Source organism: Bradyrhizobium australafricanum (assembly GCF_020329495.1).
In the GTDB taxonomy this organism is placed as follows: Bacteria; Pseudomonadota; Alphaproteobacteria; order Rhizobiales; family Xanthobacteraceae; genus Bradyrhizobium; species Bradyrhizobium australafricanum.
Window position 1 is genome coordinate 15,755 of sequence record NZ_JAGKJL010000012.1, and the last position, 14,918, is coordinate 30,672.

Below are 14,918 nucleotides of genomic sequence, written 5' to 3' on the forward strand. Positions count from 1 at the left end.
CCCCGAACTGGTCCGGCGCTGACGTGTCGGCACAATTCATGACAGGCAGATGACAATGGGGTCGATGGAGGATCGAATAGGCTGTTGGGGACGCAATCCCTCACTGCACGGCGTCAGCCCGTGGATATTCGAGCTGCATGGCGACGAAGTCCGCCGTATCACGGCCATAGCGTGTCTCGATCCCGGCGAGCGCCCGGTCGAGCGCCTGCGCGGGCGACGCGGTGCCGACCGCGGGCAGCAGACGATCTGCGGACCAATCCGGCGCCACGACTTGCGGATAAATACGCAGGCCGTTGCGGGTCGTCACCGCGTCGCCGGTCGCGGCGAAGGTCACGGCATGCGAGCGGTAGGTGCGCGACCAGCTGTCGGCGACCAGCGCCAGCGAGACCTCGTCGACGCCGGGAGCCAGCGCGAGGCCGAGCTGTTCCCGGTTCCAGAACGCCAGCGCGTTCCGGATGGCGGTCAGCGCGAAGGGACGCGTGAACTTGAAGGCGTTGCTGTCATGCCGCGCGTCCCAGCCGGGCAGGCCGATCTCGCGCGCGACGGCCTCAGCCCTGGTACGGCCGGCGATCGCCTCGATCAGGGTCAGCGACATCGGCATCGAGGCCGAAATCCCGGTCGTCGTCGCGACGCCGCGATCGACCACGATGCGGCGGTCGGCGACGTATTGGATGGCGGGATGTTTGCTGCGCCAGTTCTTCAGGTAGAACCAGTGCGTGGTGGCGCGCCTGCCGTCGAGCAGGCCGGTCGAGGCGAGCACCTTGGCGCCGGCGCAGACGGCGACGATCACAGCGCCTTTCTCCGCCTGCTGCCGGATCCATTGCATGACCGCCGGATCGTCGTCGCGGCTCATCGCCGGCACGATGACGTAGTCGGCGCCGTCCGGATGTGCGGCGTCGAATGCGGCGATGGTCGCATCAGGCTCGACCTTCAGCACCGGGAATAGCGCGACCGGACCGGGTCCCGTCGCCAGCGTGACGACATCGGCAACATCGGCGCGCTTGAGGATGCCGTAGGGCATCAGATAGTCGGTGGTCTCGGTCATGTCGTTGATGCCGAGCATCGCGATCAGGGGGCGCGACCGCTTCGGCGGCTTCAGCGCCGCGAGCGTTGCATCCTGCTCGGCCTTGGCGATCGGAGGCGGAACCCGGAACGCCGATGCGGCGGGCAGGGTGAAGAGCCAGATGCCGCCAATGATTGGAACCAGCGCGGCAACGGCGATGCCGCTCCACGCGAGAAGCCGCCAGGTCATGATGATCGATCTCAACGTATCCGCGTGCGTCGCCCGGCACGCAAGCTACTCGCCGGCCACGTCGACCAAAACGGCGAAATTCCCGCAAAAACGGACACGCGAACAATGCGGCTCACAGGCATAGCCCGGACGAGCGACAGCGACATCCGGGGCCGGTCCTTCCCCGCATGTCGCTCCGCTCATGCGGGCTACGCGACGCGCTCAGTAGACGAGGTTCGTACCCGGCGGCTTTTCCAGTGCCGCCGCCAGCGTCCGATACTCCTCGCATTCGGTGCCACAGATCTCGGCGATCCGCTGCAGATGATACTGCGCCTGGTCGCGGTTTCCCTGTTCGATCTGCCACAGGCCGTAGTAGTTCCACGTCAGGACGTGGTTCGGATCGGCCTTGAGCGCACGTTCGTACCAGACCTGCGATTGCTTGTAGTCGCCGAGCTTGCGATAGGAGTAGCCGATCAGGTTCGCGACGTTCGGCTGATCATCGCGGCCGAGTGCGTGCAACTGATCGATCGCGGCGGCGTAGTCGTTGCGTTCGTAGATTGTCGCATAGGCCGCGCGATAGCCGTCGCGGAATGCCGGGTCTTCGAAGCCGGACTGCTTGACGGGCTTCTTACCTTGTGCGTGGTCTTTCTGTCCTTCTGCTGGGGATAGGACGGCGCGGGAGTGCCGTAGCTCGACCCGTATGGGTCGCCACCACCACCACCGCCGCCACCTCCGCCAGCCGCGATGGCGGTCTGCGGTGGGAACAGAATGATCGGCGCTGTCAGAAATGCCGCAAGCATCATCGGTGACTTGATCATGTACGCCTCCCGATTTGACAAGGACAGTTATTGACCTGAAGCACTAACTCCCGATCGCGGGAGACATTCCGCGCGGTTTGAGAAATTGTTTGCCGAAGCGGCAATCGCACTGTCTCTTCGGGACGTCGCGCTTTCACGTGCACGCTGGCTGAGTGTTTTGTTCGCGCCATCGGATATCGGAGTCGAAACTAACATCGGTGTTAGAATCACACGCAAATGCTCAATGGCCATCTGGACCCGTGGCAAGGAGGACGATCGATGATGAAAACGGACCTCGCCGAGATCTACCGGAACTACATTGCCTGTTTGAATCGCCATGACTGGCTGCAACTCGGTCAGTTCGTTGACGAGGATGTGTGCCACAACGGCCGGCGGCTCGGGTTATCCGGCTATCGCGCGATGCTGGAAGGGGACTTTCGCGACATCCCGGACCTTCGCTTCAACATCGTTCTGCTGGTGTCGGATGCGTCCCATGTCGCGAGCCGGCTGGCGTTCGACTGTTCGCCGAAGGGCGCGTTCCTCGGTCTCGGCGTCAACGGCAAGCGCGTCTCCTTCGCCGAGAACGTGTTCTACGAATTCCGCGACGGGAAGATCGTGCAGGTCTGGTCGGTGATCGACAAGGTTGCGATCGAGGCCCAGCTGTAGCGGCGGAGCCTGGATGCGGGTGACGCGGTTACTTCCGCTCCAGATGCCAGGCGCCGTCCCAATCGGCCGCCGGCGGATCTTGCATGAAGGCTGCGACGCGCGCGTTCATGGCGATCGAGGGGCCGTCGCCGGGCGCCGCCGCCAGCGCGGCGGCGAAGGCCTGCTCGGCGTCATCCCAGCGGCGCTCGCGATAGGCGGCGAGGCCGTCCGCGTAACGCTGCCGCAACTCGGTCTGCGCCGGCGTCAGTTCGTCCTTCTTGCCGAGGATCTCGAACACGGCGACCGGCTGGGTCTGCCCCATCACGACGAGACGATCGATCTCGCGGAGCTCGATGGTTGCGGCGCAGGCCGCGGCGGTGGCCTCCGAGATCAGGCTGCGGCTGCCGTAGAACTTGTTGGCGCCTTCCAGCCGCGAGGCGAGGTTCACGGTGTCGCCGAGCACGGTGTAGCTCATCATGAACTCGGAGCCGATGCTGCCGACCAGGGCCTCGCCGGTGGCGATCCCGATCCTAATGTCGCAATCGGCCGGGATCACGCGCACGCCGAGCAGTTCCGGCAGATCCTTGCGCAGCTGGTTGACCTGGCCGATCATGTCGATGGCGGCAAGCGCGGCCAGATGGGTCTGCTCGGCCTCCTCGACGAAGGGCGCGCCCCAATAGGCCATGATGGCGTCGCCGATATATTTGTCGATGATGCCGCGATGCGCATGGACCGGCGCCGACATCGTCGACAGGTAGAGGTTCATGATCTTGACGAGGCCGCTCGGCGTCACGCCCTCGCTCAGGCTGGTGAAGCCCTTCATGTCGCAGAACATCACCGTCATGACGCGGCGCTGTCCTTCGGTCGCGGCGATCGCGGGCTGCTCGAGCAGGCCCTCGGCGATCCGCGGATTGATGTAGCGGCCGAACGTCTCGCGGATGCGCTGGTTGTGGCGCAGCGTCTCGATCATGCGGTTGAAGGCGGCCGACAGCTGGCCGATCTCGTCCTGGGTCGTGATGGTGATGGCGCCGTCGAGGCGGCCCGCCTCGACCTCGCGGGTGCTTTCGAGCAGGCGCATCACCGGACGCGTGATGCCGCTGCCGACCAGCATCGCGAACACGAAGCCGAGGATCGCGGCAATGGCGGTCACGACGCCGGAGATGATGATCGCCCGCTGCTGCGCACTCATCACCTTCGCGGCGGCCGAAGCGACCTGCGCCAGCATGTCGGCACGGATGCCCTCGATCCTGGTGTTGAAGTCGTCGCGCAGGCCGTCGGCGCGGAGCGTGGTCGCTTTCGCCGCCGCAAAGTCCTTGGCGTCGATCTGCTCGAGCAGCGTCTTGTTCTCCGCGTTCAGGCGCATCAGGAGGTCGTTGACGGCATTGTCGATGCGGTCATCGAGGCGTCCGAGCGCGGCGTTGTCGGATGGCGTCGAGGGATCGGCGATGATCGCATCGATCAGCGCGCGTGCGGCGTCGGCCTCGCGCTTGATCAGGGGCTCGATCTCCTCGAAGGCCTTGCGCGCGCTTTCGTAGCCGGAGTCTTCGGCCGGCGCCTGCATCTTCGCCATCATCATCCGGCGCATGGCGAGCGAGCGCTCCAGCGCGCGGATGTTGACGCGGGCGAGGTGGCCATAGGCGGGGATGTAGCGGTTGGTGAGCTCGTCGAGGAGATGGCCGACCTGGCCCGCCATCACCATCGACAGCAGCGAGGTGATCACCGCGAGGATGATCAGTCCCGCGGCAATGCCGACGATCTTCTGCCTGATCGAATTCCGAAACATGCCCAGCCCGGCCGCAGCTGCAATGAGCGGGTCCACCCCGCCGTGACGGCCAGACAGCTAATAGAGTTCCGCGGGCCGGGGTGCAAGCGACCGGCGCCTGCCATCCCGTCCCGAGACGGGCGCCGGCGGCTAGCGCAGGCCTTCGTAGACCATCAGGCCGCGCGCGATGGCGAGCTTGCGCAGGGTCCGCGGCACGAACCGCTCCTGGGGATGCAGGTAACGCCACGAGGTCAGCACCAGGTCGTGCAGCCGGCCGACGTCGTCCTCGAACGGGGCGAGCAGGCCGGTGAGGCTCGCCGGCATGTGGACGCGGCTCGTGAAGGGCAGCAGCAGCAGCTCGAGATGCGCCTTGGCGCCGCTCTCGGTCGTGGCGGTGATGCCGGCGATGGCCGGCAGGGTCTCTTCGACGACGCAGGTGATGATGTCTTCGATCTCGCCGCGGCTCGCACCGGCGAACAGGGCGGAAAAGCTCCGGCTCTTGAGGTCGCAGCCGAGCAGGGCGGAGGTGCGGGTGCCGGCCACGCGGAACGGAAAGCGGGTCTCGCCGTCATAGGACAGCACGAAGATGTCGGACAGCAGTTCGCGTACCGCGGACGGCTCGAACTCACTCCGGTCAGGTGCACGTGCGGTGCCGCGCTTCGCATTCCAATATGCGAAGAACTCGCGGCTCGAGCTGTGTTTCATCTAAACCTTGCCCGGCACCTGTCTCGGCGGGACACATCTGTCCCGGTTTTGCTCAGGCGCCTTCCCTTCTCTGTTGTGCAGGGAAGGCTGTGCAGCGTCCATGCCGTGGCCGCGCTTTGGGCGGCTTATCGGCAGCTTTGTGTTGTTAACGTAAATTTAACTATGTCCTTGGCCCCCGCGGAACCTGTGGGTAGGGTCCGCGCGTTCCCGTTCGTGCCGGCTGCCCCAAGCGCCGGCGCCGTTGGTACACAGGTGGCGTCAAACAGTTTGGTCACCGTGCGGGGAGGGGTGGGGATTCTCTCCCGATCCCTCCGGGGCACGAGAAGACCAGCCGATCAGGGAGGGCGTTCTCAGCGCCCTCCCTTTTCTTTTGTCCCGATTCCGCACTGCGCGACACTCGGTGTCCGATTTTGGGACTGTGCACTTGCACAGGGGTGCGAAAGCCGCCTATCTCTGATCCACCGCCGCATCGAGGTCGCCGACCCCTTGGACTCCCATCCCGAATCCCCGCTCGCGCCGCCGCCGGAGGCGCCGCGCGAGCCGATCCTGACCTTGCCGCCGGCGCTCACCGCCTACATCCTCCTGATTGCGGCGATCCATCTGCGGGTGCTGCTGCCGCCGGAGCTGGAGAACTGGACGATCGACGTCTTCGGCTTCATCCCGAAGCGCTACGATTCAACGCTGCTCGACATCACCTTTCCGGGCGGCGAAGGCGCCAAGGTCTGGACCTTCGTCACCTATTCGCTGCTGCACGCCAACCTCACCCATATCGGCTTCAACGTGCTGTGGCTGCTCCCGTTCGGCAGCGCGCTGGCGCGGCGGTTCGGCGCGCTGCGTTTCTTTGTCTTCATGGCGGTGACGGCGGCCGCGGGGGCGCTTGCGCATCTGTTGACCCATGAGCACGCGATCGCGCCGATGATCGGAGCGTCGGCTTCGGTGTCAGGGACGATGGCGGCGGCGATCCGCTTTGCCTTCGTGAAGGGCAGCTTCCTGTCGTTCAGCCGTGGCGATGCCGAGGCGGCGGCCAAGGTGCCTGCGCTGTCGCTGTGGCGGGCGCTGCGCAACGGACGGGTGCTCGCCTTCCTGGCGATCTGGTTCGGCGTCAACATCCTGTTCGGCGCGACCTCGCTGTCGCTCGGCGGTGAGGGCGCGAGCGTCGCCTGGCAGGCGCATATCGGCGGTTTCCTCGCCGGACTGCTGCTGTTCTCGTTGTTCGATCCGGTGCCGCGCGCGCGGGACGATGCTGCAGATGCGTCGTCGGTGGATCAGTCGGGGCGCGTCTGATCGCCGCTTGCGGCCTGGATCGAATTCCTCCATCATCTTTGCGACGCAGAGACAAAGCGGGCCGACAAATCGAGCCCTGCTACTCGCCGCGCCCCGGAACCGAAATCGGCGCGGAACTGTTGATTGAAGACTCTGGCGAACAGGCTCGGCTCCGCTCAAGCGGGGCGCGAGCGGATTCAGGGAGGCCGACAATGACGGTACGTTCCATTCTCGATGCAAAAGGCCATCAGGTCATGAGCGTCGCGCCCGGCGCGAAGCTCTCGGCCGCGGTCAAGCTGCTCGGCGAGCGCAAGATCGGCGCGGTGCTTGTGATGGAGCAGAGCCGCATGGAGGGCATCCTGTCGGAGCGCGACATCGTGCGCGTGCTCTCTGAGCGCGGCGCGGGCGCGCTGGACGAACCGGTCAGCGCGGTCATGACCAAGAAGGTCGTGAGCTGCCGCGAGTCCGATACGGTCAGCGGCATCATGGAGATGATGACCACGGGGAAATTCCGCCATCTTCCTGTCGTCGAGGACGGCAAGGTGGTCGGGCTGATCTCGATCGGCGACATCGTCAAGCGGCGCGTCGAGGAATATGAGCGCGAGCAGGAAGCGCTGCGCGACTACATCAAGACCGCCTGAGCGCTACTTCCCGGTGCTACCCGCGCCGCTCGACGGCGGCGCCAGGATGTCGATCGCTTCCTCGATTGCGCTGATGGAGCGTTCGGCCGCACGGATGCCGTGCGCGATCAGGTCGTCGGCGCGGTGGAAGTCGAACCAGCCGATCTGACCGACCCGCGGCGAGATCAGCATATCAGGCGGATCGCCGGCAAGGCGCGCGCGGGTGATGCGGTCCTGCATGATGTTGAAGGCGTCGACCATGACGCTCGAAATGCCGGGCCGGCTGGCGCTGCCGAAAAACTCCCGCTTCACGGTACGTTCGGCGGAGAAGAAGCGGCCAAACCGGCGCTTCGGCGGCTCCGGCTCGAGCTCGGCCTCGGCGGTCACCGCAACCGTCACCTCGGGCGCGGCGGACGGGCCGTGATTGTAGATCGTGGTCGAGTGCGCGAACACGTCGCTTGAGAGGTTGGCCGCAATGACGATCTCGGCGCCGAGCGCGCGCGCGGCCGAGACCGGCACCGGATTGACCAGCGCGCCGTCGACCAGCCAGCGGTCGCCGATTAGGACCGGCGCGAAGATGCCGGGCAGGGCGTAGGAAGCGCGCATGGCGTCGACCACGCGGCCCTGGGTCAGCCAGATCTCGTGCCCGGTGCGCACTTCGGTGGCGACGCTGGCGAACTTGACCGTGAGGTCCTCGATCATGACCTGGCCAAGCGCCGCCTCGATCTCGGCGGCCAGCTTGGCGCCGCGGATCAGGCCGGAGCCGTTGAGGCGGATATCGAGGTAGCCGAGCACGCTGCGCGGCTGCAGGCCGCGCGCCCACTGCTCCAGCGTCTCGATATGGCCGGCCGCATAGGCGCCGCCGACCACGGAGCCGATCGAGGTGCCGACCACCACATTGGGGACGATGCCGTGGGCCAGCAGGGTCTTGATGATGCCGATATGGGCAAAGCCACGCGCGGCGCCGCCGCCGAGCGCAAGCCCGATGACCGGCCGGCGAACCGTTCCCAGGCCTACCTTGTCGGGGCCGTCGGAGCTCTTGTGGCCTCGGCCCATCCAGCTATCCAACACGACAAATCTCCTGCCAGCGCGAGACTAGGCTGCGCAGCATGGCTGCGCCAGCGTCGTCCGTCTTCATGGTTATTCCCACAGGCATGATTCATGCCCCGGGTAGTCCGCGGTAGGCAGGGAATGTGACTGGACCGCGACGGTAGAGCTAACATCGGCTTGATCGCGCGGTTCCAAATGGCGGACGCCGCCCGCCCGGACTGTGACAAAGCCTTGGACGCCCCTTGGATCCCCTTGGACGAAGGCTTGAATTTGCCGCGTTTTCGTTGAAAAGCATGGTGATGACTTCGAGGGGCAACGGCATCGACGGATGCGGGCGGGGCATGCGGCTCCTTCCGCTGCTGACGCTTGCGGCATTTTTGCTGGCCCTGATCCCCGGTTCCGTATCTGCACAGTTCTTCAGCGACCGGCCGCCGCCGATTCCGCCCGCCTCGGTCCCGGAGGTGCCGTCCGGTCCGGCGCTCAACCTGGCGCCGCCATCGGGCGGCGGTTCAGGACCCGTTCTGCCCGGTCCGCTGAACCAGCCGACCATCGTCCAGCCCTCGATTGCGACCGTGCCGCCGGTGGTAGCAGCGCCGCCGGCCGGGTCGCCGGCCGCGGGGCAGGCGGTGCTGTCGCTGACGGCGCGGTACGGCAAGGACCTGCCGGTCATTAATGCCGGGCTGGTGTGGCGGGTGTTCGCCGACAAGCCTGACGACAACGGTACCTACAAGCTGGTCCGCGAAGAGCGCGGGGCGACACCCAACGTGGTGCTGCCGCCCGGCAACTATGTCGTCCATGTCGCGCTCGGCCTCGTCAGCGCGGTGCGCGCCGTCAGCCTGAAGTCGGAGACCGATCGCGAGTCCTTCGTGTTGCCGGCCGGGGGCCTGCGGATCGAGGGCCGGGTCGGCAGCAGCAAGATCCCCGCCAACCAGATCTCGTTCGCGATCTACAAGGGCAGCCAGTTCGACGGCTCGGACCGTGGACCAATGGTGCCGAACGTTGCCGCCGGCGACGTCGCGCTGCTGCCCGAGGGCACTTACTATATCGTCTCCAACTATGGCGACGCCAACTCGGTGGTGCGCTCCGACATTCGCGTCGGGGCGGGCAAGCTGACCGACGTCACCGTCACCCATCGCGCCGCCGTCATCACGCTCAAGCTGGTCAGCGAGCGGGGCGGCGAGGCGCTCGCCAACACCGCCTGGTCGGTGATCACGCCGGGCGGCGACGTGATCAAGGAATCGATCGGCGCGTTCCCGCGCGTCGTGCTCTCCGAGGGCGAGTATCGCGCGATCGCCAAGAACGAAGGCAAGGTGTTCGAGCGCCCCTTCAATGTCGTCAACGGTGTCGATGGCGAAGTCGAGGTCGTGGCGCGCTGACGTCCGGCCGGTCCTGCATTTCATGCAGCTGTCATAGTCTCTAATGTGAACTAACCATCGCGCGAATTTGAGCCTTCATAATCGCTCGCGGCGATACCGGGCCTGCCTATTTTTACATGACGTTAAGTCGCGGCATGACTTGGATGCCGTGGGGACTAGTGTTTGCGTGGGGCGCGCCATGGTTATGGCCAATAAGAAATCAGCTAAAGCATCGGCCAAATTCAATTCCGAGATGTTCGCCGACGTACCGGTTCTGCAACGCAAGTGGCAGGCCGCGGTCCGTCCCGGCGAAAAGCTGCCGCACTATGAAGACGTGATGCTCGGCAGTCTCGGCCGGCTCGCCGATCATATCGTGCTGCTGCGGAGCGTCGATGGCATGCTCAGCGTCTCGCACGCCGGTCGCTATGTCCAGACATGGCTGAACGACGAGCGCTGGGACATTCCGCTCAGCGCTCTGCCGCCTGATTGCGCCACCGCGTTGACTGAAGCGGCCGCAAACGCGCGCGAGAACTGCCGGCCCTATCTGGCGTCGGCGCATTGCGTCCGCGACGGGCTGGTGCGGACCTTCGACGTGCTGGCGCTACCGACGCGGTCGCGCTGGGGCGGTATCCTGGTCGGCGTCTACGTCAACGAGCGCAATGCGCAGTACAATCTGCTCGATACGATTTTCTCGGCCACCGACGAGGGCGTGCTGTCGCTCGCCGCGATCCGCGATGCGCGCGGCGAGCCGGCCGACTTCCAGATCGTGCATCTCAACCAGGGCGCCGCAAGGCTGCTGATGCAGCCTGCGACCGAATTGCTGTGGCGCCGGCTCAGCGCCGGCGGCAACCCGCTTGCGGCGTCATCGGTGATGAACCGTCTGCGTGGATTTGTCGGCGGCGGCCCGGGCGGGCAGTTCGAGATCGACAGCGGTGATCGCTGCCTGCGGCTCGGCGTCACGGCGTTCGGCGACATGCTGTCGCTGACCGTCTCCGACGTCACCGCGCTGAAGCAGCGCGAGCTGTCGTTCCGCCTGCTGTTCGAGAACAACCCGATGCCGATGTGGGTGTTCGACGCCGGCACGATGGAATTCCTCAGCGTCAACGACGCCGCCGTTCAGCACTATGGATACAGCCGGGAAAAGTTTCTCGGCATGACGCTGCGCCAGATCTGGCCGGTGGATGAGTGGAGCGTGCACAGCGCCGCCTTGCGCGAGATCGGCGACGTTTATCAATCGAACCGCGACTGGCGGCACATCAGGGCCGATGGCAGCGAGATCCATGTGCTGACCTTCGGACGCAAGGTGGCGTTCGAGGGCCGCGACGGCTATCTGGTCGCGGTGGTCGACATCACCGAGCGCCGCGCCGCCGAAGCGCGGATCGCGCATATGGCGCACCATGACGGGCTCACCAATCTGCCGAACCGCGATTTCTACCAGGAGCGCCTGCGCGAGGCGCTGGAGCGCGGCCGGAGCGGCAACAAGCGCGTCGCGGTGATGTGCATCGACCTCGACCTGTTCAAGAACGTCAACGACTCCTTCGGGCATCCGATGGGCGACCGGCTGCTCAAGCTGGTGGCGGAGCGGCTGCGCGAGGTGGTCCGCGACGACAATGTGGCGGCCCGCCTCGGCGGCGACGAATTCGCGATCGTGCTTGCGGCCGACGTTTCGCCGAACGAGGCGAGCGCTTTCGCCGAACGGCTGATCGAAGCGCTGAGCGCGCCCTACAACATCGACGGGCTCGAGGTCGTGGTCGGCGCCAGCGTCGGCATCGCGCTGTCACCGGGTGACGGCACGACGTCGGAAGAGCTGATGCGCAATGCCGACATGGCGCTATACCGCGCCAAGTCCGAGGGCGGCGGCGTGCACCACTTCTTCGAACCGGAGATGGATCAGCAGGCGCAGAAGCGCCGCGACATGGAACGGGATCTGCGCGCGGCGTTCAGCAACGGCGAGTTCGAGCTACACTACCAGCCGCTGGTCGATATCGCGGCCGACCGCATCTCTGGCTTCGAGTCGCTGCTGCGCTGGCGGCACCCGCAGAAGGGCATGGTCTCGCCTGCGGAGTTCATCCCGGTCGCCGAAGACATCGGCCTGATCGTCGCGCTCGGCGAATGGGTGCTGCGCGTAGCCTGCTCGGAGGCGATCAAGTGGCCGGCCGACGTCAAGGTCGCCGTCAATCTGTCGCCGGTGCAGTTCCGCAGCCGCAATCTGGTCCAGGCCGTGATCTCGGCGCTGGCGCATTCCGGCCTGTCGGCGCGGCGGCTCGAGCTCGAGATCACCGAGTCGGTGTTCCTGGCGGAAACCGAGGCCAACCTCGCGATCCTGCATCAGCTGCGCGAACTGGGCGTCAGCATCTCGATGGACGATTTCGGCACCGGCTATTCCAGCCTGAGCTATCTGCGCAGCTTCCCGTTCGACAAGATCAAGATCGACCGCTCCTTCGTGAAGGATCTGGCGCGGCGCTCCGATTGCCTCGCGATCGTGCGCGCGATCTCGGGCCTTGGCCGCAGCCTCAGGATCACCACGACCGCGGAAGGGGTCGAGACGACAGACCAGCTCGACTGGCTGCGCGCCGAAGGTTGCAACGAGGTGCAGGGATTTCTGTTCAGCGCGGCGAGACCGGCCGGCGAGATCGCGGCCTTGCTGAGCGGCTTTGCGGAGCGTGCGTCGAAGGCGGCGTAGTCGTCATGCCCGACAATGGCGAGGGCTTTTGTAGCCCGGGTGACCGAAGCGACACCCGGGACGAGTGTCCCGCATATCGCTCCGCTCATGCGGGCTACAAGGCTATACCCTAGAACCGCGTCACGATATCGGACAGGGCCGGGCGCGGGCGGTCCTCGCTCGGCCTGGTCGGGGTGCCGATGTGAATGAGCCCGGCGAGCTTCTCGTCCGGCTTCAGGCCGAGGCCGTCGAGCACGTCGCGGTCGAAGACAAACCAGCCGGTCAGCCAGCAGGCGCCGTAGCCGAGCGCGGTCGCCGCGGTAACGATGTTCATCGCGCTGGCGCCCGCCGACAATTCCTGCTCCCACGGCGGCACTTTCGGGTGCGGCTTGGTGAAGGAGACCACGCCGATCACCAGCGGCGCGTCGGTCAGGCGTTTCTTCTCGACCTCGATGTCGGAGGCCGGCGCCCCGGGATTCTTCCGGGCGAAGACCTTTGCGATCACGTCGCCGGCCCGCGCGCGGGCATCGCCCTCGAACACGATGAAGCGCCAGGGCGCGAGCTTGCCGTGGTCAGGCACGCGTGCGCCGATCGTCAAAATGGTCTCGAGCTCGGCCGCGGACGGGCCCGGGCCGGTCATCTCGCGCGGTTTCATCGAGCGGCGCGTCTTCAGGAGTTCAATGGCATCGGGCACGGAAATGTCCTTCAAGGGGAGTCGTGCCCCCAAGATGGGGACACGACCAAGCCAATGAAAGCCAGTTTAGACCGATTGTGAAGATCAGGCGACGGATCGCGCCCGCTTCACGTCGGGCGGCGTCGCCTCATCCACCAGCGCGCCGATCGCCTCATCGGTCGGCATCACGGTCTGCCGCTCGCTGCCGAGGCGGCGGACAGAGACCGAGTGGGTCTCGGCTTCCTTCTTGCCGACGACGAGCAGGGCCGGGATCTTGGCCAGCGAGTGCTCGCGGACCTTGTAGTTGATCTTCTCGTTGCGCAGGTCGATCTCGACCCGCAGCCCGGCGCGGCGCGCTGCCGCCGCCACGACCTTGGCGTACTCATCGCCTTCGGAGGTGATGGTCGTGACGACGAGCTGGGTCGGCGCCAGCCAGAGCGGGAAGTTGCCGGCATAGTGCTCGATCAGGATGCCGATGAAGCGCTCCATCGAACCGCAGATCGCACGGTGCACCATGACAGGCGCCTTCTTCGAGCCGTCATGATCGATGTAGAACGCGCCGAACCGCTCCGGCAGGTTGAAGTCGACCTGGGTCGTGCCGCACTGCCAATCGCGGCCGATGGCGTCGCGCAGCACATACTCGAACTTCGGTCCGTAGAACGCGCCTTCGCCCGGATTGATCTCGGTCCGGATGCGGTTGCTGCCCTTGGCCTTGATCTCCGACAGCACCGTCGCCATCACGCGCTCGGCGTGATCCCACATCTCGTCGGTGCCGACGCGCTTCTCCGGCCGCGTCGAGAGCTTGACCGTGAGCTCGCCGTCGAAACCGAAATCGGCGTAGGTCGACAGGATCAGGTCGTTGATCTTGAGGCACTCGTCGGCGAGCTGCTGCTCGGTGCAGAACACGTGGGCGTCGTCCTGGGTGAAGCCGCGCACCCGCATCAGGCCGTGCATCGCGCCCGACGGCTCGTAGCGATGCACGACGCCGAACTCGGCGAGCCGCAACGGCAGGTCGCGGTAACTCTTCAGCCCGTGCTTGAAGATCTGCACATGGCCCGGGCAGTTCATCGGCTTCAGCGCGAACCAGCGCTTGTCCTCGGCCTCGTCGCCGGCGGACTGCGCCGCGAACATGTTCTCGCGGTACCAGTCCCAATGGCCCGAGGTCTCCCACAGCGCCTTGTCGAGGATCTGCGGGGCGTTGACCTCGTTGTAGTCGCCGAGCAGCCGGCGCCGCATATAGGCGATCAGCTGCTGGAAGATGGTCCAGCCCTTGGGGTGCCAGAACACCACGCCCGGGCCTTCCTCCTGGAAGTGGAACAGGTCGAGCTCGCGGCCGAGTTTGCGGTGGTCGCGCTTCTCGGCTTCCTCGATCTGCTTGAGATAGGCGTCGAGGTCTTCCTGCTTGGCGAATGCCGTGCCGTAGATGCGGGTCAGCATCGGATTGTTGGAGTCGCCGCGCCAATACGCGCCCGCCACCTTCATCAGCTTGAACGCGTTGCCGATCTTGCCGGTCGAGGTCATGTGCGGGCCGCGGCAGAGATCGAACCAGTCACCCTGGAAGTAGATCTTGATCGGCTCATTGCCGGGAATCGCGTCGACCAGCTCGACCTTGAAGGCCTCGCCCTTGTCGCGGAACACCTGCTTGGTCTTCTCGCGATCCCAGACTTCCTTGGTGAACGGCTTGTCGCGCGCGACGATCTCGCGCATCCGCTTCTCGATCGCGGCAAAATCTTCCGGGGTGAACGGCTCGTTGCGGAAGAAGTCGTAGTAGAAGCCGTTTTCGATCACCGGGCCGATCGTGACCTGGGTGCCCGGCCACAGCGACTGCACGGCTTCCGCCAGCACATGCGCGGCATCGTGCCGGATCAGTTCCAGCGCGCGCGGGTCTTCGCGGCCGATCAGCTCGATCTTGGCGTCGGCCTCGATCGGATCATTGAGATCGGCAAGCGTGCCGTCGAGCGCCATCGCGACGGTGCGCTTGGCGAGCGAGGGCGAAATGCCTTTGGCGATGTCGAGACCGGTGGTCCCTCTCGGGAAATCGCGCCTCGCTCCGTCAGGGAAGGTGAGGGCGATCTTGTTCACGGGTTCTGCGGGTTTGAGGTTGGAGAGGCTGTACTGGAATCCGGATTCGGATTTGGGTGGCGCTTCTGCCATG

The 14,918-nt window shown here is 65.8% G+C and carries 12 protein-coding genes; 5 read left to right on the plus strand and 7 right to left on the minus strand.

What is annotated here, in order from left to right; genetic code table 11:
- Window positions 1-100: 100 nt before the first annotated feature.
- Window positions 101-1,252 carry a DJ-1/PfpI family protein gene (locus J6525_RS13050; protein ID WP_225644869.1) on the minus strand — a complete coding sequence of 384 codons (1,152 nt, stop codon included), beginning with the start codon at window positions 1,250-1,252 and terminating at the stop codon, window positions 101-103.
- 201 nt (window positions 1,253-1,453) lie between these two features.
- The gene (locus J6525_RS47460) at window positions 1,454-1,750 is read right to left on the minus strand and encodes a tetratricopeptide repeat protein (protein WP_376708496.1); all 297 of its coding nucleotides are present in this window, start codon (window positions 1,748-1,750) and stop codon (window positions 1,454-1,456) included.
- 557 nt (window positions 1,751-2,307) lie between these two features.
- Between J6525_RS47460 and J6525_RS13060 the strand changes: the two genes are divergently transcribed.
- Window positions 2,308-2,694 (plus strand): ester cyclase, encoded by a 387-nt coding sequence (locus J6525_RS13060; protein ID WP_225644871.1) that lies wholly within the window; start codon window positions 2,308-2,310, stop codon window positions 2,692-2,694.
- A 28-nt stretch (window positions 2,695-2,722) separates the two neighbouring features.
- Here the strand turns inward: J6525_RS13060 and J6525_RS13065 are convergent, their stop codons facing one another.
- Both J6525_RS13065 and J6525_RS13070 read right to left on the minus strand, forming a co-directional pair.
- Entirely contained in the window at window positions 2,723-4,456 is a 1,734-nt protein-coding gene (locus J6525_RS13065) for an adenylate/guanylate cyclase domain-containing protein (RefSeq protein ID WP_225644873.1), read from the minus strand.
- 129 nt (window positions 4,457-4,585) lie between these two features.
- On the minus strand, window positions 4,586-5,140 hold the full coding sequence (locus tag J6525_RS13070) for a PAS domain-containing protein (RefSeq protein WP_225644876.1): 555 nt from the start codon (window positions 5,138-5,140) through the stop codon (window positions 4,586-4,588).
- 486 nt (window positions 5,141-5,626) lie between these two features.
- On the opposite strand from J6525_RS13070, the gene J6525_RS13075 reads away from it, so the two are divergent.
- Complete coding sequence (locus J6525_RS13075; protein WP_225644877.1) at window positions 5,627-6,424, plus strand: rhomboid family intramembrane serine protease; 798 nt, start codon at window positions 5,627-5,629, stop codon at window positions 6,422-6,424.
- Window positions 6,425-6,615: 191 nt separating this feature from the next.
- Window positions 6,616-7,044: a CBS domain-containing protein gene (locus J6525_RS13080; RefSeq protein WP_028336151.1), complete on the plus strand. Its 429-nt coding sequence runs from the start codon at window positions 6,616-6,618 to the stop codon at window positions 7,042-7,044.
- Window positions 7,045-7,047: 3 nt separating this feature from the next.
- On the opposite strand, the gene J6525_RS13085 is transcribed toward J6525_RS13080, so the two are convergent.
- Entirely contained in the window at window positions 7,048-8,094 is a 1,047-nt protein-coding gene (locus J6525_RS13085) for a patatin-like phospholipase family protein (protein ID WP_057019669.1), read from the minus strand.
- A gap of 278 nt (window positions 8,095-8,372) precedes the next feature.
- Between J6525_RS13085 and J6525_RS13090 the strand changes: the two genes are divergently transcribed.
- Window positions 8,373-9,449, plus strand: coding sequence for an RgsD C-terminal domain-containing protein (locus tag J6525_RS13090; protein ID WP_225644879.1), 1,077 nt, complete (start codon window positions 8,373-8,375; stop codon window positions 9,447-9,449).
- Window positions 9,450-9,627: 178 nt separating this feature from the next.
- Window positions 9,628-12,111, plus strand: a complete 2,484-nt coding sequence (locus tag J6525_RS13095) for a putative bifunctional diguanylate cyclase/phosphodiesterase (RefSeq protein ID WP_225644881.1) — start codon at window positions 9,628-9,630, stop codon at window positions 12,109-12,111.
- 109 nt (window positions 12,112-12,220) lie between these two features.
- Here the strand turns inward: J6525_RS13095 and J6525_RS13100 are convergent, their stop codons facing one another.
- Together J6525_RS13100 and thrS are read right to left on the minus strand one after the other, a co-directional pair.
- Window positions 12,221-12,784: a nitroreductase family protein gene (locus J6525_RS13100; RefSeq protein ID WP_076831733.1), complete on the minus strand. Its 564-nt coding sequence runs from the start codon at window positions 12,782-12,784 to the stop codon at window positions 12,221-12,223.
- 84 nt (window positions 12,785-12,868) lie between these two features.
- Window positions 12,869-14,917, minus strand: a complete 2,049-nt coding sequence (thrS, locus tag J6525_RS13105) for a threonine--tRNA ligase (RefSeq protein ID WP_225644883.1) — start codon at window positions 14,915-14,917, stop codon at window positions 12,869-12,871.
- Between the last annotated feature and the right edge of the window lies 1 nt (window position 14,918).